The organism is Amycolatopsis sp. NPDC058986 (genome assembly GCF_042741125.1).
In the GTDB taxonomy this organism is placed as follows: Bacteria; Actinomycetota; Actinomycetes; order Mycobacteriales; family Pseudonocardiaceae; genus Amycolatopsis.
Genome location: NZ_JBHYJW010000002.1, coordinates 159,847 through 180,569 on the forward strand (window position 1 = coordinate 159,847; position 20,723 = coordinate 180,569).

General features: G+C 71.1%; 19 protein-coding genes. 7 read left to right on the forward strand and 12 right to left on the reverse strand.

The genetic code is table 11. The features are described 5' to 3' along the window. Positions 1 to 2: 2 nt before the first annotated feature. Positions 3 to 656 carry a response regulator gene (locus tag ACFW0G_RS02665; protein ID WP_378322905.1) on the reverse strand — a complete coding sequence of 218 codons (654 nt, stop codon included), beginning with the start codon at positions 654 to 656 and terminating at the stop codon, positions 3 to 5. Beyond that, the gene (locus tag ACFW0G_RS02670) at positions 653 to 1,801 is read right to left on the reverse strand and encodes a sensor histidine kinase (RefSeq protein ID WP_378322906.1); all 1,149 of its coding nucleotides are present in this window, start codon (positions 1,799 to 1,801) and stop codon (positions 653 to 655) included. Before ACFW0G_RS02670 ends, ACFW0G_RS02665 begins: the two co-directional genes overlap by 4 nt. Before the next feature lie 132 nt (positions 1,802 to 1,933). On the opposite strand from ACFW0G_RS02670, the gene ACFW0G_RS02675 reads away from it, so the two are divergent. Then, positions 1,934 to 2,992 (forward strand): alpha/beta hydrolase, encoded by a 1,059-nt coding sequence (locus ACFW0G_RS02675; protein WP_378322907.1) that lies wholly within the window; start codon positions 1,934 to 1,936, stop codon positions 2,990 to 2,992. On the opposite strand, the gene ACFW0G_RS02680 is transcribed toward ACFW0G_RS02675, so the two are convergent. The 3 genes from ACFW0G_RS02680 to ACFW0G_RS02690 all read right to left on the reverse strand — a co-directional run bounded on the left by ACFW0G_RS02680 (position 2,993) and on the right by ACFW0G_RS02690 (position 6,956). After that, entirely contained in the window at positions 2,993 to 5,146 is a 2,154-nt protein-coding gene (locus ACFW0G_RS02680) for a trehalase family glycosidase (RefSeq protein ID WP_378322908.1), read from the reverse strand. Positions 5,147 to 5,231: 85 nt separating this feature from the next. Then, positions 5,232 to 5,564, reverse strand: a complete 333-nt coding sequence (locus tag ACFW0G_RS02685; RefSeq protein WP_378322909.1) for a hypothetical protein — start codon at positions 5,562 to 5,564, stop codon at positions 5,232 to 5,234. A 96-nt stretch (positions 5,565 to 5,660) separates the two neighbouring features. Further along, entirely contained in the window at positions 5,661 to 6,956 is a 1,296-nt protein-coding gene (locus tag ACFW0G_RS02690) for an erythromycin esterase family protein (protein ID WP_378322910.1), read from the reverse strand. A 66-nt stretch (positions 6,957 to 7,022) separates the two neighbouring features. On the opposite strand from ACFW0G_RS02690, the gene ACFW0G_RS02695 reads away from it, so the two are divergent. Beyond that, a complete protein-coding gene (locus ACFW0G_RS02695; RefSeq protein ID WP_378322911.1) occupies positions 7,023 to 7,562 on the forward strand; it encodes a helix-turn-helix domain-containing protein in 540 nt (179 codons plus the stop codon). Positions 7,563 to 7,611: 49 nt separating this feature from the next. Here ACFW0G_RS02695 and ACFW0G_RS02700 read toward each other — a convergent pair whose 3' ends face one another. Both ACFW0G_RS02700 and ACFW0G_RS02705 read right to left on the reverse strand, forming a co-directional pair. Further along, the gene (locus tag ACFW0G_RS02700; RefSeq protein WP_378322912.1) at positions 7,612 to 8,484 is read right to left on the reverse strand and encodes an NAD(P)-dependent oxidoreductase; all 873 of its coding nucleotides are present in this window, start codon (positions 8,482 to 8,484) and stop codon (positions 7,612 to 7,614) included. Between the two features lie 11 nt (positions 8,485 to 8,495). Continuing rightward, the gene (locus ACFW0G_RS02705) at positions 8,496 to 9,368 is read right to left on the reverse strand and encodes an NAD(P)-dependent oxidoreductase (RefSeq protein WP_378322913.1); all 873 of its coding nucleotides are present in this window, start codon (positions 9,366 to 9,368) and stop codon (positions 8,496 to 8,498) included. A gap of 93 nt (positions 9,369 to 9,461) precedes the next feature. Here ACFW0G_RS02705 and ACFW0G_RS02710 point away from each other — a divergent pair, with 93 nt between their 5' ends. Continuing rightward, positions 9,462 to 12,605 carry a BTAD domain-containing putative transcriptional regulator gene (locus tag ACFW0G_RS02710; protein WP_378322914.1) on the forward strand — a complete coding sequence of 1,048 codons (3,144 nt, stop codon included), beginning with the start codon at positions 9,462 to 9,464 and terminating at the stop codon, positions 12,603 to 12,605. On the opposite strand, the gene ACFW0G_RS02715 is transcribed toward ACFW0G_RS02710, so the two are convergent. Then, positions 12,602 to 14,089 (reverse strand): class I adenylate-forming enzyme family protein, encoded by a 1,488-nt coding sequence (locus tag ACFW0G_RS02715; RefSeq protein WP_378322916.1) that lies wholly within the window; start codon positions 14,087 to 14,089, stop codon positions 12,602 to 12,604. The two genes, ACFW0G_RS02710 and ACFW0G_RS02715, sit on opposite strands and share 4 nt — an antisense overlap. A gap of 177 nt (positions 14,090 to 14,266) precedes the next feature. Here ACFW0G_RS02715 and ACFW0G_RS02720 point away from each other — a divergent pair, with 177 nt between their 5' ends. Continuing rightward, entirely contained in the window at positions 14,267 to 15,280 is a 1,014-nt protein-coding gene (locus ACFW0G_RS02720) for a squalene cyclase (protein WP_378322917.1), read from the forward strand. Here the strand turns inward: ACFW0G_RS02720 and ACFW0G_RS02725 are convergent. The 3 genes from ACFW0G_RS02725 to ACFW0G_RS02735 form a co-directional block, all read right to left on the reverse strand. Next, on the reverse strand, positions 15,244 to 16,110 hold the full coding sequence (locus tag ACFW0G_RS02725) for an SAM-dependent methyltransferase (protein ID WP_378322918.1): 867 nt from the start codon (positions 16,108 to 16,110) through the stop codon (positions 15,244 to 15,246). The genes ACFW0G_RS02720 and ACFW0G_RS02725 overlap by 37 nt on opposite strands. A 79-nt stretch (positions 16,111 to 16,189) precedes the next feature. Then, a complete protein-coding gene (locus ACFW0G_RS02730) occupies positions 16,190 to 16,993 on the reverse strand; it encodes an aminotransferase class IV family protein (protein ID WP_378322919.1) in 804 nt (267 codons plus the stop codon). Positions 16,994 to 17,089: 96 nt separating this feature from the next. Next, complete coding sequence (locus tag ACFW0G_RS02735; protein ID WP_378322921.1) at positions 17,090 to 17,806, reverse strand: S1 family peptidase; 717 nt, start codon at positions 17,804 to 17,806, stop codon at positions 17,090 to 17,092. A 262-nt stretch (positions 17,807 to 18,068) separates the two neighbouring features. On the opposite strand from ACFW0G_RS02735, the gene ACFW0G_RS02740 reads away from it, so the two are divergent. Beyond that, positions 18,069 to 18,434, forward strand: coding sequence for an RNA-binding S4 domain-containing protein (locus ACFW0G_RS02740; protein WP_378322922.1), 366 nt, complete (start codon positions 18,069 to 18,071; stop codon positions 18,432 to 18,434). On the opposite strand, the gene ACFW0G_RS02745 is transcribed toward ACFW0G_RS02740, so the two are convergent. Beyond that, positions 18,431 to 19,099 (reverse strand): TetR/AcrR family transcriptional regulator, encoded by a 669-nt coding sequence (locus ACFW0G_RS02745; RefSeq protein ID WP_378322923.1) that lies wholly within the window; start codon positions 19,097 to 19,099, stop codon positions 18,431 to 18,433. The two genes, ACFW0G_RS02740 and ACFW0G_RS02745, sit on opposite strands and share 4 nt — an antisense overlap. A gap of 77 nt (positions 19,100 to 19,176) precedes the next feature. On the opposite strand from ACFW0G_RS02745, the gene ACFW0G_RS02750 reads away from it, so the two are divergent. After that, a complete protein-coding gene (locus ACFW0G_RS02750; RefSeq protein ID WP_378322925.1) occupies positions 19,177 to 20,106 on the forward strand; it encodes an MBL fold metallo-hydrolase in 930 nt (309 codons plus the stop codon). 40 nt (positions 20,107 to 20,146) lie between these two features. Beyond that, positions 20,147 to 20,713, forward strand: a complete 567-nt coding sequence (locus tag ACFW0G_RS02755; RefSeq protein ID WP_378322926.1) for a cysteine hydrolase family protein — start codon at positions 20,147 to 20,149, stop codon at positions 20,711 to 20,713. Positions 20,714 to 20,723: the final 10 nt, after the last annotated feature.

Sequence of the window (20,723 nt, forward strand, 5' to 3'; positions counted from 1 at the left end):
GTTCAACGTGGTGTCACCAGGCCCGCTTCGTAGGCGATGATGACGAGGTGGACGCGGTCGCGAGCGTCGAGCTTGGTGAACAGGCGCGCCACGTGTGCCTTGGCGGTGGCGGCGCTGATGTACAGCTCGGCGGCGATCTCGCGGTTGGACAAGCCACGGCCTACCAGTGTCAGCACCTCGCGTTCCCGTTCGGTGATCCCGGTGAGCGGACGGCGGGCGGGCGCCGGTTCGGCGCGGCAGGCGAAATCCGCGATCAGCCGCCGGGTGACACCCGGGGCGATGAGCGCGTCGCCGGAAGCGACAACGCGGATCGCGGCGAGGATGTCGTCGAGCGCCATGTCCTTGACGAGGAATCCGCTGGCGCCTGCCCGAAGCGCGCCGTACACGTATTCGTCTTCGTCGAAAGTGGTGAGCACGAGGACGTGCGGTGGTCCGGCCCCGGCGACGATCCGCCGGGTGGCCTCGATGCCGTCCATACCCGGCATCCGGATGTCCATCACCACCACGTCCGGGCGGGTCTCCCGGACCAGCTCGATCGCCTCGGCGCCCGTCCCCGCCTCACCGGCCACGACGAGATCTTCGGTCTCCCCGATGAGGACACGCAGGCCGCTCCGGATCAGGGGCTGGTCGTCGGCGAGAGCGACCCGGATCGTCATCGGACGCCCACCGGCACGGGAATCCGCGCGGTGACCCGGAACCCGCCCTCGGGACGCGGTCCGGCCGTGAATTCACCACGGAGCAGCGTGACCCGCTCACGCATTCCGCGGAGACCATGGCCCGCGCTCGGCTCCCCGCCCTGCCCGTCGTCGGTGACCTCGACGAACAGCTCACCGTCCCGCTGGTCGAGGACCACCTCGCACCGATCGGTTCCGGCGTGCCGGATCACGTTGGTGACCGCTTCCTGGACGATCCGGAACGCCGACAGGTCGACATCGGGTGGCAGCGGGCTCTGGGCACCGCGCCACTCGACGTCCACGCGCACCCCGGCGCCGAGGGACCGCGCGACCAGGTCGTCGAGATCACCGAGGCCGTGCTGCGAGACAACGGGTTCGCCGTCGGACCGGCGCAGCGCGCCGATCATCCGGCGCAGCCCGGCGAGAGTGTCCCGGCTGGCGGTCTCGATGGCGCGCAGGGCTTCACCTGCCTCCGCGGGCCGAGTATCGATCACCCGGCCGGCCATCCCGGACTGGATGGCGATCACGCCGATGGTGTGCGCGACCATGTCGTGCAGCTCCCTGGCGATCCGCAGCCGCTCTGCCTGCACCGCCTCCGCCTCGGCCTGCGCCTGGCGCGCCCGCTGGTACTGCCGCCGCATGCGGATCGTGTTCCCGGCGAGCCAGGCGACGAGCCAGAAGACGAGCAGCACCAACGCCCGGAGAACGACGTCGAGCTTGCTGGTGTCCCACGGCCCGACGACGTCCGCGATGACGAGCTGCCCGGCGAACGTCGCCGCGCCGGCGCCGAGCGAAACTCGCGGGCGGAGGCTGGCCGCGAGGTAGCCGACGACGAGGTCGGTGGCCAGCGCTTGGAGGATCTGGGCCGCGGCCTGGTACCCGGGCAGCGGCGTCAGCCAGACCACCACCATCTCGGCGAGCAGCAGGCCCAGCACGACCAGCGGACGGCGCCGCAGGACGCAGAACGGCAGCGCCAGGCTCAGCGTGACCAGGACATAGGGCGGGCCACCGCGCGCGATCCAGAAAGTCAGGAAGACGGGAGACAGCGCGAGCGCCGTCCACGCCAGAACCGTCCACGCTCTCGCGGGCAGTAGCCCGCGTGGCAGGCGACGGAGTGTGACAGGCATGCGGCGAGCGTAGCCAGCGATCACCGGGAGGGCATCGGCCCGCGGGCGTACGCCCGCGGGCTACCTTCCGCCGCGAACAGTGCGGTCGGCGGGCCGACGAAAAGCGCCCGGCGAATCGGCACCGTTCTCCCGGTGACCGAATTCCCGAGGAACCGCCGAGGATGGATCCCGGCGCTCACCACCGTCGCGATGATGGTGGCCTCTGCCACGACGACACCGCCGTTCCCGATCGCCGCGCCCCCTGCCGGAACCGCGGCGTGGCGCGCCGACCACCGGCACCTCCCGGACCCCGTGCACGCCGATCCCGTTGACGTACAACGCTTTCTGGACGCGGCCGACGAGTCCGGGCGCCAGGAACTCGCGGCCCGGTATCCGGCCGTGATCGGTGCGCTGGACGGCGCGCCGCCCGGACTGCGCTACGCGGCAAACCATTTCCTCATGCGTGCGGCAGGGCCGCCGTACCGCGACCAGGCCGGGCAGTTCCTGCTCTTCGACCCGCGGGGCGACGGCCGGGTGGCGCAGGTGTTCGGGAACCTGTCGACGGCCGGCCGGATCGCCGTCCTGGTCCCCGGAGTGGCGAACCAGGCGGGAAACTTCTGGTCCGGGCTGGGCGGATACCGCTACCGTGCCCCCGCGGTGCAGGCGGCCGACCTGTACCGCTCAGCCATCGCGCGTGGTGCGGAGAACTTCGCCGTGATCGCCTGGCTCGGTTACGACACGCCGGACGGCGTGGGCATTTCCGCGGCACGCGAGGACCTCGCGCGGGCGGGAGCGGTGGCCCTGCGACGGTTCGTGGCCGGGCTCGCCGCCGTCCGTCCACATGCGACAATGACATTGCTGGGGCACAGCTACGGCTCGACGGTAGTCGGGCTCGCGGCACCTGAGCTGCCACCGGCGGTCACGGACATCGCGGCCTTCGGCAGCCCGGGAATGGGCGTAGCCGACGTCACCGGACTGCGTACCAGCGCACGGGTCTGGGCCGGACAGTCCACAGAGGACTGGATCCGCTGGGTACCCGGGGTGCGGCTGTTCGGGCTCGGCCACGGCACCAAACCCGCCGACCCGGGTTTCGGTGCTCGCGTCTTCGCCACGTCGGACGTGCCCGACCACGATCACTACCTCAGCCCCGGCACCGACTCGCTGGCCTCCCTGACCCGGATCGCCGTGTCCGGCACCGACACTCCGCCGTGATCACCCGGCGAGCAGGGTCAGCACCAGCGCGGCCGACCAGCTGAAGTTGGTGGCGTTGCGCCCTTCTCCGGTCACCGAGTTGTAGTTCTCCCTGATGGGCGCGTTTCCGCCGAGCCCGGCCGCGTTGGTCATCAGCTTGTCCCGCGCCCGGCGTGCGTCGCCGCCGTAGCCGTACGCTTCGAGCGCCTTGATCCCGAAATACGCCTGGTCCACCCAGGTGGTGCCGCGCCAGTAACCGTTGGGGTCGAACTTGGCCGAGTTCCGCGCGACGGTGGGGAAAGGCACGGTCGTGGCGAACTGGTCCGGGTCGATCAGGCTCTGCCGCACTCGCGCCGCCTGGTCGGGAGCCGCGACGCCCGCCCACAACGGGATGAGCGCTTCGGTTCCCTTTCCCCGCTCGACAAGCGGCCGGTGGGTCTCGATGTCGACGTCGTAGAAGAAGCCGCTTCCGCGGTCGTACATGAGTTCGCGGACCCGCGCGGCGAGCTTGTCGGCCTGCCGGGTCAGTTCGCCGGCGCGCGCGTGGTCTCCGAGCGCACGGGCGATCTCGGCGAGATAATGCTTGTCCGCCACGAGATAGGCGTTGAGGTCGACCGATTCCTGGTTGAGCGAGTAGCCGACGACCCGCCCGCGTGTGTCCACATTGGTCAGTACACGCATGGTCGTGCCCTTGTCGAACCGCGGCGCGTCGTCCATCCCGCTCTCCCAGGCCGCCGCCTCCAGCCGCGTCGCGTCGTCGCGGTTGAGCGGATCGACGGTGGCGCCGTACTCGGCGAGCCCGTCGCGATCGTGGTCCCGGTTGCGGAACCACCATTCGTGCTGGGCGAGGAGTTTCGGGTACATCTCGCGCAGGAACGCGAGATCGTGCCCCTGCCGGAAGGTCTGCCACACCGCCCACGCACCGAGCGGCGGCTTGGTGTTGCGCAGGTTCACCCCGGAACTGTCCATGTTGTACATCACGACGTCCGGCAGCATCCCCGCGTCCTGTCCGCGCCCCGGGGTGGCGGCGGTGATCTGGTGCTCGTACACCGAGCGCAGCACGGACTCGGCGAGTCCTGGCGAGAACCGGGCGGCGCCGACGGCCTCTTTGAAGCTGTCCCAAGGCCAGTAGCCCGCGGCGAAGTCGCTGTTGGTCAAGGAAGGCGTGATCCCGGCCTGACGCAGATCGCCTGCGGCACCCCGCCAGTTCGTGGTCAGCGTCTCGATCGCCTTGACCGCGGTGCGCCGGTCCCCCGGCGCGACTCCGGCGAGCCCGCGCCGCAGATATTCACGCCAGCGCTGGTCGACCCGCTCCGCCGCCAGGCGCGGAGCCCAGGTTGCCGCCTGCAGCGTCTTCGCCTCCCGATCACGTTCGGCCGCGGTGAACGTGTAGCTCTCGCCCCAAGCCAGCTCGTTCGCCGCGCCGGGGGCGAGGCGAAGCGCGTCGCGCCGGGTGGTCCGATAGCCGTCCCCTGTCACCACGGTGGACACCGGTTCCGGATGGACGACCCGGAATTCCTCGGTACCGTCGGTGACGAACTTCCCCGGCTCCCGCACCTTGGCGAACTCCACCCGGACCCCGTCGCGATCCCCGCGCAGCCGCGGCGCCGAGCGCACCGGTTCGGTGCCGTGGCGGAGCAATTCGCCGTTCCACGAAACGCGGATGGCCCGTGGACGCGGCGCGAGATTGCGGATCCGGGCCTGCACGAGGGCGCTGCGATCGGACACGAACCGCAGGCCGAGTTCGACTTCGAGACCGGGAAGGCGATAGGTCTGCACCAGGCGGCCGGGATAGGCGTGCATCTCCGGCGCCGGGTCGGCCGAGAGCGGGATCGCGCGCCCGGTTTCGTCCTCGGTCAGCGAGATCCGGGTGAAGGCCTGGCTCAGGTACCAGGGCCCTTCCTGCGCGAGGTAGAGCGGCCCGGTGAACCCGCCGTAGTGCGCGGTGTCCCCGGCCGCGGGCAGCGCGTAGGCGTGCCAGGCCCCGGCGTCGGAGAACACGGAGATCGGGTTGGACTTCGGCGGTTCCGCGCGATCCGGGGTGCCGCGCCGGTCGAGCACGTCCGCGTAGCCGCCCACGTCCGCCTCGTCACGCTGGTGCGCCGTCGCCGGGGTGGCCCCGAGCGCCGCCGCGAACGCGATCACCGTGCTGAACACCGCGATGCCCCTGCGCACCCCTGCGTACCTCCTTGTACGGGCAAATCCGCGGGCCATCGGCCCACGGCGGAAGAGTCTCCCGGTGGCTGTCGATTCCCCGCGATCAGCGAGGACGTCTCACCGGCCTGCCCGCGCCGGGACCGGGCCCCGCGACGGGACCACGGCCGGCGGGCGGGCGCGGCGGGCGGGCCTGACGGGGCGGGGCGGCCTGCGGCGCCCGAGCGGGCCCAGCCGGACGCGGGCGGCGCTCATCCGGGTCGGGCCGGTTCACCCACGAGTCGAACAGGAGCACCAGCCCGGCGAGCACCAGGAAGAGCATTCCGATGACCAGCCCGCCGGACACGGCGATCAGAATCGCCACCAGCACCAGGGGCAGCACCGCACACCAGCAGTACGGATCGATTCGCCCGAACAGCGGACGCCGTCTCTCCGGCACTCGTTTCTCACCTCAGTCATCGTCGCGGTCTCCCCCGATGGTTCCACTTCGCAGGGCTGGGTGCCATAAGCCCAGGTCAGGACGCGACAAGGGACGTCAGCGAGCGGGGAACCGCTGCCGCACGTCGGGGTGCGAACGGGCGACGACGTCCGGATCGGGATCGGCCCCGCGGACGTGCGGCAGGTGCACGAGGACGTCGTAGGCGGACAGCGCGTCGACGTCGAGGTAGTGGGTTCCCATGAGCCGCTGCCGGGTCGCCGCGCGTACCTTCGCGGCGTCCTCCGGGGGCAGCCGCCGCAGGTCGACGCCGAACGGGCCGTCGTGGCTCGCCGCCATGAGGCCGTCGAGGCTGTCCGGCTCGGGCGGCTCGAGGTCCATGAAGATCTCGCCCTGGTAGAACTCCGGGCGCTCGGTGAGCGTCTGGCCCGACCCCAGCGTGACGCCGATGACCACGTAGTCCTCACCCAGCCGGTCGGCCAGCCGCAGCCCCAGCGGCGTCGCGGGCGGCGTGCCCGGCGGAGAACCGGGCAACACCCCGGAGGCACGCTGGATGTGGCCGTTGTGCTCGCCGAGCACAATCCGCTCCTCCCTGCCGAGCAGCCATTCGACCGTCTCCGCGACCGTGGTGTCGCGAACGGTGAGCACCCCGTGTCGCTCGCCCCGGACCAGCTGCCGCACCACCAGATCGATCGTGACCGCCTCGCGCAGCGAGCGGAGCGCGCGCTCGTAGTCCTCGACGGTGGTCGCGCGGATGTAGTCGAGCCGCCTGCCGGTGACGCGCGCCTGCAGCTCGGCGAGCCCCGCGGTCAGCGCGTCCCGGCTCTCCTGCGCGAGTTTTCCATACGCCGCAATGCCTTCCGGGATGGAGAACGCGGATGGGATCGCGAAGACATCGGCGGTTTCGCGAATCTTCGGGTCCGGGGTGAACCCGGGATCGGCCTTGGCGAGGTACGCGGTCACCGCGTCGAGACTCGGCAGCAGGGACACGACCGAGCCGCCGAGGTCGGCGCCGTAGAAGCCGAGCGGCCGCTCGTGGCCCCGCATCCACTCCAGGTGCGCGCGCAACTGCGGCCACAGGCCCATCAGCGAAGTCACGCCGTTCGCCATGACCTGGCTCAGGTCTCCCTCGCCGGTGCGGATCCAGTCGTGGACCAGCCAGCTTTCGGTGAAACCGGTCTCCATCGCGTACGCGCTGAAGCCGTGCCGCTCGACCAGATACCGCGTCAGCCGGTGGCGCAGCATCAGGTTTTCGGCGAGGTAGTGGGACCCCTCCCCGATCGCCACCACCCTGGCGTCGCCGACCACCTCGTCCAGCCAGGCGAGATCGTCCAGCGGCCCGTCCGGATCCAGCGTCCGCAGCGGTCGTACCGCCTGCTCGCTCAGCTTGGTCATCAGCCAACCCCCTACCCTCTGCATTCCCAATTTTGATAACAGTAGCAGATATGGGAACGTCTGGCCGTGAACACGCTCGACCTGCTCCTGCACCCCGTCCGTAACCGCATCGTGCAAGCGATGTCCGGTGACCGCGTCCGTACCACCACGCAGCTGTGCGCCCGCCTGCCGGACGTGCCCAAGACCAGCGTGTACCGGCACGTCGGCCTGCTGGCCAAAGCGGGAATCCTGGAGGTCGTCGACGAGAAGCGGGTGCACGGCGCCGTCGAGCGCTACTACCGGCTCCAGCGCGACAACGCGAAGATCGACCTGGACCTGGCGAAGACGATGTCGCTGGAGGACCACCGCCGCGCGTTCACCGGGGCGATGGCCGCGCTGCTCGCCGAGTTCGGCAACTACCTCGACCGGGAGGACGCCGACCCGCCCGCCGATCTCGTCGGCTACCGGCAGGGCGTCATGTGGCTCACCGACGAAGAGCACGCCGAAATGGTCGAGGAACTCGTCGCACTGTTCCGGTCCCGATGGGAGAACTCCCCGGCACCGGGCCGCCGCCCGCGCCTGGTGAGCGCGATCTTCTTCCCGACCGGAGAACCCGACGAGCCGTGAAGGCCTCCTTCACGGCGCTCAACGCCGGTAAGGAGGCCTTCACGGACGGTCAGCTCGCCTTGCCCCGGATGACCTCGATCAGGCTGGTCCAGCTGTCGCGGGCGTGTCCGGCGGCGATCGCGCGGTCGTACTGCGCCTTGACGACGGCGGGCAGCTCCGGGTCGATTCCGGCGTCCCGGCTCGCGGTGTGGATGTGCTCCGCGGTGGCGCCCATCATCAGCACGTTCGCCTTGTCGCCGGGATGCGCGCCGGAGTCGATGTACTCCGCGGCCTCACCGAGCAGCGAGGACGCCAGCGCGAGATTCTCCTGCGCGTAGGGCACCAGCGTCTCGACGCTCACCCCCGCCGTGCCGAGCAACGCGCCGGCGTGCAGGAATCCGGACAGCGTGGTGAGGAACAAATCCAGCAACGCCTGGTAGTACAGCTGTGCCAGCCCCGGATCGGCACCCCGGTAGTCCGGCCGTCCGATCACCGCGAGCAGCGGTTCGATCCGGTCGAAGGTCGGCCGGGACCCGCTGTAGAACACGAAGGAATGCTCCGTGCCCACCACGGGCGCGGGCACCATGACGCCACCGGCGATCAGCTCGGCGCCGCGCGCGGCCAGCCACTCCGCGGCCACCCGGGTCCGCTCCGGCGTGTCCGAGCTGAGGTTGACCACCACCCGCCCGCGCAGGGCATCGCCCTCGGGCGCGAGGAGGTCGTACATGGCCTGGTAGTCGGTCAGGCTGAGCAGCACCACCTCGTGCGCGGCCAGCGCCTCGGCGACCGTGCCCGCACGGGTCGCGCCCTCGGCCACCAGGTCGTCCGCCCGGCTCGCGGTCCGGTTCCACACCGTCACCGGGTGACCGGCGGCCAGGTAGGAACGCACCATAGCCTGGCCCATCGGGCCGAGCCCGATCATTGTCAAACCCTTGTCACTCATGGCTTTCCTCGCTATTTCTGGAGAAGTTCGATCACGCCGGTGATGTCTTCGGCGCCGTGCCCGTCTTCGACCCGGCGCGTCAGCAACGGCCAAAGCGGGGCGAGCAGTTCGAAGCTGACGCCCTGCTCCTCCGCCACCGCCGGGAAGTTGCCGAAGGCCGCCTCCTGCATGGCCAGGTTCGACACCACGTCCCGTCCGTAGTCACCGCTGTCGATCTGCGCGGCGGCCCGCTCCACGTAACCGCCCATCGCGGTCAGCCAGCCCTGCAGCAGCGGCGCGAACTCGCCCGCCGCGATACCCGCGCTGCGGATCAGCGCGAACGCCTGCAGAATCCCCGCCATCTGGCCGTACATCCCGGACAGCAGGGCGAGATCGTGCAACGCGGCGAGCCCCGGATCGTCGCCGACGTAACGGCTTTCGCCGAAGACGTCGAACACCGCGCGGTGCGCGTCGAACGACTGCCGGTGCCCGCTGTAGAACACGAACGCGCCCGCCTGGCCGATCATCGGCGGGATCGCCATGATCCCGCCGTCGATGAACGACGCCCCGCGCGCGGACACCCATTCGTCCAGCTCCCGTGCCTGGCGCGGCGTGCCGTTGGTGAGGTTGACCACCGCCTTGCCCGCCAGCGCGTCCGCACCGGCGCCGAGCACCTCGCGCACCGACCGGTCCTCCAGCAGGCAGACGATCACCAGCTCGTTCGCCGCGATCGCTTCGGCGGCGGTCCCCGCCGCCACCGCTCCGTTCGCCACCAGGGGCGCGGCCTTGCCCGCCGAGCGGTTCCACACCGTCACCGGGTGTCCCGCGGTCAGCAGCGCACCCGCCAGCGCGCTGCCCATGGCGCCGAGCCCGAGCACGGTCACCGGTGTCCTCTTCTCGGACATGTTCTCCTCCAGTTCGTCGTCTGCCGATCACGGTGCCGGGAGGCGCGCACGGTTCGCTGCGGGTCCGCGCACGACGCCGGATACGGTGGGTTCGTGCGATTCGGGATCCTGGGGCCGCTGGCCGTGTTCACCGAGGACGACCGGCCGGTCCGGGTGCCCGAGGCGAAGGTGCGCACGCTGCTGGCGGACCTCCTGGTCCACGAGGGACGGCCGGTCTCCGCGGACCGCCTGGTCGACGACCTGTGGGGCGAGCGGCCGCCCGGCAACCCGGTGAACACCCTGCAGACGAAGGTCTCCCAGCTGCGCCGTGCGCTGGAACGCGCCGAGCCGGGACACGGCGGCGGGCTCGTCGTGCACCAGCCCCCCGGCTATCTGCTGCGGATCGAGCCGGACGCGCTGGACACCGCGCGATTCCGGACGCTGACCGAGCAGGCGCGCGGCATCGAGGATCCCCGTGCCAGGGCCGCGCTGCTGTCCGACGCGCTGGCGCTGTGGCGAGGTCCCGCGCTCGCCGAATTCGCGGACGAACCGTTCGCGCGGCCGGTGATCCAGCGGCTCGAAGAGGAGCGGCTCGTCGCGCGGGAGAACCTTGCCGAGGCGCGGCTCGCGCTCGGCGAACACGCCGCCGTCATCGGGGAACTCGCCGACCTGGTCGAGCAGCACCCCCTGCGGGAACGGCTACGCGCACTGCGGATTCGCGCGCTCTACGCGTCCGGTCGGCAGTGCGAAGCCCTGGCCTCCTACGACGAGGTACGTCATCGTCTCGCCGAGGAGCTGGGGCTCGACCCCGGCCCGGAGCTGACCGCGCTGCACCGGTCGATCCTGACGCAGGATCCGGCGCTCGACGCCGTCGAGGCCCGGCCGCCGGTCAGCCTCCCGGTGCCGCTGACCGAGCTGGTGGGCCGGACGGCCGCGGTACGGGCCGTGCGCGCGCTGGTCGGCGAATCCCGGCTGGTGACGCTGACCGGGCCGGGCGGGGTCGGCAAGACCCGCTTGGCGCTGGAGACCGCGCGACGCCTCGCGGACGGCTTCGGTGCCGGGGCGCGGCTGGTCGAACTCGCCGGGCTGGAGCGGCAGTCCTGCGAGCCGGCCGTCTGCCCGCCCGAGGAGTGGGTGGTGGAGGCGATCGCCGCCGCGCTCGGCGTCCGCGACGAGGCCGCCGCGCACCCGTCCGATCCGGCGGACCGAATCGCGGATTCCTTGCGGGGTAAGGAGATCCTGCTCGTTCTGGACAACTGCGAGCAGGTGATCGAACCGGTCGCGGCGGTCGTCGCGCGGCTGCTGCGCGCCGCACCGGAGTTGCGGATCCTCGCCACCAGCCGGGAACCGCTCGGCCTGGCCGGGGAAACGCAGTTCGCCGTCCCGCCGCTGGACTCCGACAGCGCGGTGCGGTTGTTCGCCGCCCGCGCCGCCGACGCGGCCGGAGAGTTCACTGTGGACAGTGACAACGCCGGCGCGGTCGCCGCGATCTGCCGGAAACTGGACGGATTGCCGCTGGCGCTCGAACTCGCCGCGACCCGGGTCCGCGCGCTCGGCGTCGCCGAACTGCTGCGCAGGCTGGACGACCGCTTCCGGCTGCTGGACACCACCCGCCGCGGCGCGCCCGCCCGGCAACAGACCCTGCGCGCGATGATCGACTGGAGCTGGGAGCTGCTGACCGAGCCGGAACGCCTGGTCCTGCGCAGGCTCGCGGTGCATCCCGAGGACTGCGCGCTGGACGCGGCGGAGGCGGTCTGCGCGGGGGAAGGCGTGGTGCCCGAGCAGGTCCTCGGCCTGCTCGCCAAGCTGGTCGACCGCTCGCTGGTGACGCCGGCAGGCACCACCGAGCCGCGGTACCGGCTGCTGGAATCGGTCGCGGAGTACTGCCGGGAACGCCTGCGCGACGCCGGGGAGTTCGACGCGGTGCGGCGGCGGCACGCCGACTACTACCTGGGGCTCGCCGAGCGCTCCGGCGGCGGTCTCCGGGGCCGCGAGCAGCGGCGCTGGCTGCGCCGGCTCGACGCGGACACCGCGAATCTCCGTGCCGCGCTGGAGAATCTGGCCGCGTGGGGCGAGCCGGACCGGGCCCTGCGCATGGCGAACGCCCTGACCTGGTACTGGTTCCTGCGCGGCAGGCTCACCGAGGCGATCCGCTCGCTGCGTACCGCGCTCGCCCTGCCCGGCGGTGATCCGGCGGCGCGGGCGGACGCGCGGGCGATGCTGACCGGAATCGGGATCCTGGCGGGCGAAAAAGCCGATCAGGCCGCCGACGGCACGACACCGAGTACGCGGGCCAAATGGTTCCTCGGATACGTACTGTCCACTGTGGCCGATCTGACCGGGGCCGAACGGCTGACCGAAGAGGCGCTCGCCGAGTTCGACGCCACCGGCGACGACTGGGGCATCGCCGCCGCGTGCAGCGATCTGGCCAGCCAGGCGCTGGCGAAGGGCGACGTCGCCGAAGCTCGCCGCAACGCCGACCGCAGTGCGGATCTGTTCGGCGAACTCGGCGACCAGTGGGGCCGGCTGCAGGCCTCGTTCGCCCAGGGCATCCTGGAAACGATCGCCGGGGACTACACCCGCTCCGCCGCGCGGTACACCGAGGGCCTGCGAATGGCCGAGGAACTGGAACTCTGGCCGGAGGTGTCCTATCAGCTGTCCTGGCTGGGCCGGGCCGCGCTGCTGCGGAAGAACTACGCGCAGGCAAAGGACTTTCACGAACGCGCCAAGCGGGTCGGCGTCGAGCACGGCTTCCGCCCCGGCGAGATGTACGCGCTGACGGGGCTGGCGCTCGGCGCCCGCCGGGAGGGCGAATTCGCCGTCGCAGAACAGCATCTGCGCACGCTGCTCGCCTGGAACCGGCAGGTCGACTTCGAACCCGGCAACACGCTGATCCTCGCCGAACTCGGTTTCGTCGCCGAACTACGCGGCGACCCGGAGGAGGCGCTGAGGCTGCATCGCGAAGGCTTCGCCGTCGCACACCGGTTCGGCGACCCGCGCGCGATCGCGCTGGCCATGGAGGGACTGGCCGGGGCGTACGCGCTGAGCGGCGAGCATCGGCGGGCCGCCCGGCTGCTGGGCGCCGCCGCGTCGGCGCGGGCCGGGGTGGGCGCCCCGCTGCCCGCCGCCGAACGCGACGACGTCGACCGGATCACCGGCCTGGCGAGCACCGCGCTCGGCGACGCCGTCTTCGCCGAGGAATTCCGCCGCGGTGGCGCGCTGGGCGTGGACGCGGCCCTCGACCGGTCCGGGACCTAGACGAACTGATCGCCGGACGCCCGGAGCTGCCTGCGCAGGATCTTGCCGTTTCCGTTGCGCGGCAAGGCATCCAGCCAGACGACGTCGTGCGGGACCTTGTACCAGGACAGGCGGGAGCGGACGAGGTCGATCAGCTCGGCGCCCAGCGCGTCGCCGTCTCCGCCTGGCTCGGTGCCGCTTCCGGGAGCGGCGACCACGTAGGCGCGGAGGCTGGTGTCGCCCGCCGCCAGCCGGGTGGCGCTGACCGCCGCTTCAAGCACGCGTGGATGACTTTCGAGAAGCCGCTCGACCTCACCGGGGACCACGTTCTGCCCGCCGATCACCTCGACGTCGTCCAGCCTGCCGTGTGCGTGCACGACGCCGTTCTCGTCGATCGTCGCCAGGTCCCCGGTCGGCCACCAGGTGTCGAGCAACTGGTCGGGGCCGAGGCTGCCCTTCGCGACACCACGGGTGGCGAAGGGGACGCGGATGTGCAACTCCCCTTGCGTGCCCGCGGGCAACACGTTCCCCTCGGCGTCGACGACGCGTATCGGCCGTCCCTCGAAGGCGGGCCCGACCGCCGACGGCGCGTCGTACTCGGCGGGCCGGCCGGCGGCGATCCCGCCGATCTCGGTGGCGCCGTAGAGGTTCAGCAGCCGGTCCCCGAAAATCGGCACCAGCTTCTCGCGCACCCGCGCCGAGAGCACCTCCCCGGCACACATCACCTGCCGGAGCCTGCCGAACACCTCGGCGTGGCCGGGCTCGAGCAGCAGCCGCGCCAGGAAACTCGGCTGCGCGAACAGGACCGTGACCTCGTGGCGGCGCAGGAGTTCGATCGCCGCGGCCGGGGTCGCACGCGGCCGCGAAAGCACGGTGGTCTGACCGGTTTCGAACGTGGTGAACAGCGAAATGCCCAGCCCGCCCAGGAAGTACATACGTGACACCGAAAGCGCGACGGTCCCGGGTGCCGCCTCTGCGAGCGTATTCCGCCGGCCACCGAAGTCGCGGTGGAGGTAGAAGCACAGCTTCGGCGCGCCCGTGGTGCCGGAGGTGAACACCGCCAGGGCGGCCGCGTCACCGCCGTCCGCGAACCCCGTGTCCGGCTCGCCCGCGGCCAGCGGCTCGGCGCGGGTGGTCGGCACCAGCCCCGCGGTGTCGAGCCATCCGGCGGTCTCGGGGTCGACAACGGCCAACGCGGGTTCCGCCGTCGCGACGTCGCGGGTCAGGTCCGCTTGGCTCATCTGGACGTTCACCGGAATGGCGACGACACCGGCCTGCCAGGCGCCGAGCAGGCACCACACCAGCTCGACGCTGTCGGGCAGCGCGAGCAGAACCCGGTCACCGGGACGCAGGCCCGCCGAGCGGTACCCGCCCGCCACCCGCGCCGCACCCGCGAACACCTCGGCGAACGTCCAGGCGCGGTCGTCGGCGAGATAGGCCGTCCGCTCGTTCCAGCCATGCTCACGAACATGCTCGGCCAGACGATGTGTCAGATTCTCGGACATACGCAGGACGGCTCCCCTTCACGCCTCGACGACCGGCCACCCTCAGCGGGGCCGTTTCCAGCGTTCCGGATCCGCCGCCACGCGGCCACCGAATATGCCCGTTCGACGGAGAATCCTTCACGGATCGGCAGGCCGCGCGCACTCGTCGGGGCGTATCGGGAGCATTAATGTCGTCCCATGGTCACCAGCGCCCTGCTCGATTGGCTTCGCGACTCCGATCCGGCCTTACGCTGGCAGGTCGAACGCGATCTCGCGCACGCGCCCACCGAAGTATGGGAAGCCACGCGAACGAGAATCGCGACCGAGGGCTTCGGCGCGCGTCTCCTCGCACTCCAGGACGCCGACGGCCAGTGGGCGGGCGGCGCGTTCTTCCCCGCGGACTTCGACTTTCACGGTCCGGAAGCCGCCGAAGGCGCCGGACAGCCGTGGACGGCAACGACGTGGACACTCAACTCGTTGCGGGAATGGGGCCTCGACGCCGCCGTCCTCCGCGAGCGCCGGACGGCCGAACTTCTCGCCGAGAACAGCCGCTGGGAATACGACCACCTGCCGTACTGGGGTGGCGAGGTCGACTGCTGCGTCAACGCCTGGACGGTCGCGAACGGCGTATGGCTCGGCGCCGACGTCACCGGCGTTGTCGACTGGTTCCTCGAACACCGGCTGGCCGACGGCGGCTGGAACTGCGCGTGGATCGACGGCTCGACGCGCTCGTCCTTTCCTTCGACGCTCAACACCCTCAAGGGTTTGCTGGCCTATGAGGCCGCGGCCGGCGGCACGGACGCAACGCGCGCCGCCCGCCACTCCGGGGAGGAATATCTCTTACGGCGTGGGCTGTTCCGCCGTCTCTCGACCGGCGAACCGGTGGCACCATGGGTGACCAGCTTCGCCTATCCGTTCCGCTGGTTCTACAGCGTCCTCAACGCCGCCGAGTACTTCCGTCAGGCCTCACTGGTCGACGGCACGGCCCCGGATCCGCGCGTGGCCGGCGCGATGGACCTCATCCGCGCCGCCCGGCAGCCGGACGGCACCTGGCTCCAGGCCCGCAGGCACCCCGGGCGGGTGTGGTTCGAGGTGGACGCCCCCGCCGGGGAACCGTCGAAATGGCTGACGCTGTCCGCGACCAGGGTGCTCGCCTGGTGGGATTCCCGGGTGCCTCAGGCGCGCGGCACCTCGCCGACCGCCGCCCAGTAGAACGGGCGGACCGCGTCGCGCTGCAAGATCGGGAACAGTACCTCGGGGCTGTCCGGGCGCCAGTCGGTCAGGTGCACGATGCCCGGATCCACCAGGTCGAACCCGTCGTACCAGGACGTGAACTCGGCCTTGCCGCGCAGCCAGGCCGGGTTCTGGGTGTTGCGGTAGGACTCCGCCAGCGCGCTGATCTGAGCCGCGCCCTCGGCCGGGGCGTCGTCGGTCGTGATGTGGCTGATCGCCAGCCAGCTGCTGGGGGCCAGATGCTCGCGATACCGGCGGATGATGCCCGGAACGTTGTCCGCGCCGCCGACGAAGTGCAGCACCGACACCATCAGCACGCACAACGGCTTTTCGGGGTCCAGCAGCCGTTCCGTGGTTTCGTGCTCGAAGATCTCGTCCGGTTCGCGCAGATCCGCCCGGACGATCCCCGCCCAGCCCCTGGCGTCCTGCTGGTCGAGGATGTGCTCCGAATGCGCGACCGCGACCGGCTCGTAGTCGACGTACACCACGCGTGCTTCGTCCAGTTCCGGCGCGTGCCGCCGGACGATCTCGTGCACATTCCCGACGGTCGGCACCCCGGATCCCAGATCGAGGAACTGGGTGATCCCCGCGTCCAGCGCGGCGCGCACCACCCGGCCGAGCCACTGCCGGTTCGACATCGCCAGCGGCTTGATCAGCGGGAACTGTTTGTCGGCCCGCTCACCGAAGTCGCGGTCGACCGCGTAGTTGCTCTTGCCGCCCAGATACCAGTCGTAGATCCGGGCCGTGCTGGGCCGGTCCAAGTCGACCGCGCCCGGCGCTTCCGGCGCACGCTGCCCATCGGCACTCACGAATCCGCTCCCTACCGCCGCCCGACACCACGGACCCCCAGCGTAGCGATCTCCGGAAGGGCACTGGATCCAGGCGCTCTCAGAACGCGACGAAGGGCTCCGCCCGGTATGCGCGGTGAAGCGCTTCCAGGAAAGGCGGTGCCTCCGGCAGCGACACCGATCCGAGCCGATGGACCGCGACTCCCGGGGTCCACGAATTCATGACCACGGCACCGGAAAGCGTCGGCAGATCGGCGAGGGTGACCTCCCGGACGCGCTGGGGAACCCCGAGCTTCTCCAGCTGCCGCCGGACGATGCCCATCGTGATCCCGCCCAGTACCGCGGCTTCGGGCCACACCACGGCGGTGCCGTCCCAGAAGGCCAGGTTCCAGATCGTGGCCTCGCCGAGCCGTCCCCGGCGGTCGAGGAACGCGGCGTCGTCGAAACCGTCCTCGATCGCCTTCCGGAGGAAATACGTCTTGGCCACCTCGCCGACGTGCTTCACCGAGGGCAGCATCCGTTCGTGCTCCACCGCCGCGAGTGCCAGCGGCCCGGCCGGACCGGACGCCGCCTCCCCGGTGCGGACCAGGATGTCGAGTTCCGGCTCGGGTCCACTGTGGACGAACTCGCCCGACGGCGAATACACCACCGCGGTCAGCGAAAGATCCGCCGGACCGGCTTCGGCCGCCTTCCGCAGGCAGGACCGCACGTGCTCGTCCGGCAAGGCGTGGCCGAACATCTCCAGCGAGGCGGCGCGCAGCCGCTCCAGATGAAGGTCCAGACCACGGACACCGCCCCCGCGCACCTGCATGGCGGTGAAATGGGCGTAGCCCGCGAAGGCCAGCGGCGCCAGTTCGGCCGCGGTGGCCGCCCGGCCATTGCGTTGCACGACGTGAGAACTCATACCGGCAGGCTAGGCCTTACCACCGATGTGAAGGTCAAACCGGAGTGTCGTCCGGTCCCCGTCCCGGGAACCGGACGACACGCGTAGCGAAGCCGGTCAGACGCCCGCGACCTGCTGGATCCAGGAGCGGTACTGCGTGATGTTGGTGTAGTTGGTGACGCTCTGCCGGTCGCTCGTCGAGGCGACGCCGACCTGGCGGTCGTTGCCCATCATCGGACCGCCGGAGTCGCCGCCCGCGGTGATGCCGTCGCCGTAGGTCGCCTGCACCGCGACTCCGCCGAAGGCGTCGCTCGAGTTGACCGAGTCGACGTTCACGTTGGCGTACTTCAGCAGGCGCGACTGGCAGTTGATCTCCGAGCCGCAGCGGCTGGTGGCACCCCAGCCGTAGACCTGCACGGTCTGCCCGACGTTGACGTCGTTTTCGGTGCCCAGCGGTGAATACGTGGCCTGGACGCTCTGGTCGAGCTGGATGAGGGCCAGGTCGGCGCCCTCGGGATTGATGACCGCGTCGACGCCGTTGACTACGGTGCCGCCGGTGGTCTGGTCGAGGCTGCCGACCCGGAAGGAATAGGAATTGCCCGCCTCCGCACAGTGGCGGGCGGTGAGAATCCACGTCGGCGCGATGATCGTGGCCGAGCAGGCCTGCCGCCCGTCGACGAACATCCGGGCCGCCCACGGCGCGTTGCTCGCGTACTGGCCGCCGATGATGGCGGGCTGGGCGCCGGAGGGTTCGGTGGCCGAAGCCGCCGGGGCCATTCCGGCGAGGGCGAGCGTCGCGCCGGCAAGGGTCATGGCGAAACGAACCAATTTCATCGATCACTCGATTCCGCGGCGGGAAGCCGCTGCTGAGTGGAATCAGGACGCCCCTAGCGTCACTCGATCGAGTGATCCCCCGGTACCTTCGAAAGTCGATTCCCGCGCACCATTCCCCAAACACCGACGAAAGTTCGCCGCCGAAACCGGAGCGGCCGGGTTTGCCCGATAGGTCCAGACCAATGGGTCTGGACAACCGACGCGCGGGGGTAAGCCGGACCGGGGCCCGGCGGCCCGCGCCGATGAGTCATGATGACCTGTTGTGGAGTCCACTCGCGTAGACCGCTGGCTGTGGGCGGTGCGGCTGGTCAAGACCCGGCCCGACGCCGCCGCCGCGTGCCGGGGCGGGCACGTGCGCGTCAACGACCGGCCCGCCAAGCCGGCGACGACGGTGTCACCCGGTGACGAGGTACGCGCCCACCTGAACGGCACCACCCGGATCGTCGAGGTGGCCCGGGTCATCCAGAAACGGGTCGGGGCGGCCGACGCGGCGACGTGCTTCATCGACCGGACGCCCGCGCCGCCGCCGGAGGCGTCCGTACCCGTCGCGCGCCGCGAACGGGGTGCCGGACGGCCGACGAAGCGGGACCGCCGGATCCTCGACAGGTTCCGCGCGAGTGGCGGCTAGGACTTCCGCTTCGCGAGCCGTTCGGTGTGCGCGGACCGGACTCGTGGCCGATCCGGGGTTCGGGGCGGCTCCGCCGCCAAGCCGGCGAGGACGGCCCGGATGAGCCGTTCGGCCTGGCTGTCGACGTCACGCGGGCCGTCGAGGCACATCAGCCCGTCACCGAGCAGCGCGGCCAGCCCGTGCATGGCGGGCCAGAGGACGAACTCAGCACCGGGGCGCGACGACGCGGGCAGGCCGCCGGCGTCGACGAGCCTGTCCAGCTCTTCGACGAGCACGTCGTGCGGATGCGGGGAAACCGGGTTTTCGGGCTCGCCCCGGTGCGCCCCGAACACGAGGCTCGCGACCGACGGATCCCGTAGCGTCCAGCGAACATAGCCGCGGCCGACGGCGATCAAGCGCGCCCGCGGATCCTCGCGCTGCCCGCGCGCACGCCCCGCGACGCGGCTCAGGTGCTCGCCCAGCCCGGCGAGCACGCGCCAGGACAGCGCGCGGACCAGTGCGTCGCGCGACTCGAAGTGGTGATAGGCGGCACTGGGGCTGACCCCGACCCTGGCCGAGACCTCGCGCAGGGACCAGCCCTCGGCACCGCGTTCCCGCACCAGGGACTCCGCCGCGTCGAGCAACGCGGCGCGCAGGTCACCGTGGTGATAACTCCGTCCGACCATGCCTCGATCTTATCAGTGTTCAGATTGGTGCTACGTTGGGGAAGTAATCTGAACACCGATCAGATAGGAACCGAGACATGAGCACCGGGAACCAGACCGCACTGCCGGAAGTACACCGCGCGCCGGAGCCGATCGTGCGCGGCGAGCCGGTCGAAGTCTCCGACGGCGTCTTCGTGATCCCCGACAACCGCGTGCCGCTCGTCCCGAACGTCGGCATCGTGGTCGGCACCCGCGCGGCGCTGGTCGTCGACACCGGATTGGGCCCGCGCAACGGGGAATACGTACTGGACCAGGCCCGGCGGCTCGCCGGGGGCAAGCCGCTCTACCTGACGACGACGCATTTCCATCCCGAACACGGCTTCGGCGCGCAGGCGTTCAAGGGCGCCGCGACGATCATCGGCAACCGCGCGCAGCGCGACGAACTACGCCGCAAGGGCGCGTCGTACCTCGGCATGTTCAGCGGTTTCGGCCCCGCCATCGCCGCGGAACTCGAACACGTCGAACTGACCGAGCCGGACGTCGTCTACGACGGCGACCTGGCGGAGATCGACCTCGGCAAGCACACCGCGGTGCTGCACAGCTGGGGCCCGGCACACAGCGCGGGCGACCAGGTGGTGTCCGTCGACGACCGCGTCCTGTTCGCCGGGGACCTCGCCGAGACCCGCATGTTCCCGCTCGTTCCCTGGTTTCCCCCGCACGACACCGACGCCGACCCCGGCGCGTGGCTCACGGTGCTCGACCGGATGCTCGCCCTCGATCCGGCCGTCGTCGTCCCCGGCCACGGCGAGGTCACCAACACGTCCGTCGTCGTCGAAACCCGCGACCACCTCCGGTACGTCCGCGACGAGGTCGGCCGCCTTCGCGCCGAGGGCACCGGTGACGACGAAGTCATCGCGACGATCGACGAGGCCGCCCGCGCGCGCTGGAGCACCTGGGACAACCCCGAATGGATCGCCTTCACCGCGCGAGCCTTCCTGGACGGCGAAAATGTCGGTGGTGCGGCTTAGCATGCCCGGAGCAGGATCCACACTGGGAGGAAGCAGCGGCATGACCACACTCGCGGACCGGCCGAACACGGCCCTGCTCGTCATCGACGTGCAGAACGGCGTCATGAAAGGGGCGCACGAGCGGGACACCGTCGTGGCCAACATCGGCACCCTCGTCGACAAGGCACGCGCGGCCGGGGTCGACGTCGTCTGGATCCAGCACAACAACGAGAACCTGGTCCGGGACAGCGAGAGCTGGCAGTACGTGCCCGAACTCGTCCGGCGCGAGTCCGAGCCGGTGGTGCAGAAGAGATACGGCGATTCCTTCGAGGAGACCGAACTGGAGTCCGTGCTCGCCTCGCGCGGCGTCGGCGCGCTCGTGGTGGCGGGCGCGCAGACCGACGAGTGCGTCCGCTCGACCCTGCACGGGGCGATCACCCGCGGCTACGACGCCACACTGGTCAGCGATGCCCACACGACGGAGGATCTGACGTCCTACGGTGCCCCGCCGCCGGACAAGGTCATCGCCCACACCAACCTGTACTGGCAGTACCACGAGGCGCCCGGCCGGACGGCGGGCACGGTCACCACCGCGGACATCGACTTCACCGCGAAGCCCCGGGCCTGACCGGGTGGCG

Bases quoted from the DNA above. Each gene is read 5' to 3' on its own strand.
- ACFW0G_RS02665 (WP_378322905.1), bottom strand. From the start codon at position 656: ATGACGATCCGGGTCGCTCTCGCCGACGACCAGCCCCTGATCCGGAGC.
- ACFW0G_RS02670 (WP_378322906.1), bottom strand. From the start codon at position 1,801: ATGCCTGTCACACTCCGTCGCCTGCCACGCGGGCTACTGCCCGCGAGA.
- ACFW0G_RS02690 (WP_378322910.1), bottom strand. From the start codon at position 6,956: ATGACCAAGCTGAGCGAGCAGGCGGTACGACCGCTGCGGACGCTGGAT.
- ACFW0G_RS02700 (WP_378322912.1), bottom strand. From the start codon at position 8,484: ATGAGTGACAAGGGTTTGACAATGATCGGGCTCGGCCCGATGGGCCAG.
- ACFW0G_RS02705 (WP_378322913.1), bottom strand. From the start codon at position 9,368: ATGTCCGAGAAGAGGACACCGGTGACCGTGCTCGGGCTCGGCGCCATG.
- ACFW0G_RS02715 (WP_378322916.1), bottom strand. From the start codon at position 14,089: ATGTCCGAGAATCTGACACATCGTCTGGCCGAGCATGTTCGTGAGCAT.
- ACFW0G_RS02720 (WP_378322917.1), top strand. From the start codon at position 14,267: ATGGTCACCAGCGCCCTGCTCGATTGGCTTCGCGACTCCGATCCGGCC.
- ACFW0G_RS02730 (WP_378322919.1), bottom strand. From the start codon at position 16,993: ATGAGTTCTCACGTCGTGCAACGCAATGGCCGGGCGGCCACCGCGGCC.
- ACFW0G_RS02735 (WP_378322921.1), bottom strand. From the start codon at position 17,806: ATGAAATTGGTTCGTTTCGCCATGACCCTTGCCGGCGCGACGCTCGCC.
- ACFW0G_RS02745 (WP_378322923.1), bottom strand. From the start codon at position 19,099: ATGGTCGGACGGAGTTATCACCACGGTGACCTGCGCGCCGCGTTGCTC.
- ACFW0G_RS02750 (WP_378322925.1), top strand. From the start codon at position 19,177: ATGAGCACCGGGAACCAGACCGCACTGCCGGAAGTACACCGCGCGCCG.
- ACFW0G_RS02755 (WP_378322926.1), top strand. From the start codon at position 20,147: ATGACCACACTCGCGGACCGGCCGAACACGGCCCTGCTCGTCATCGAC.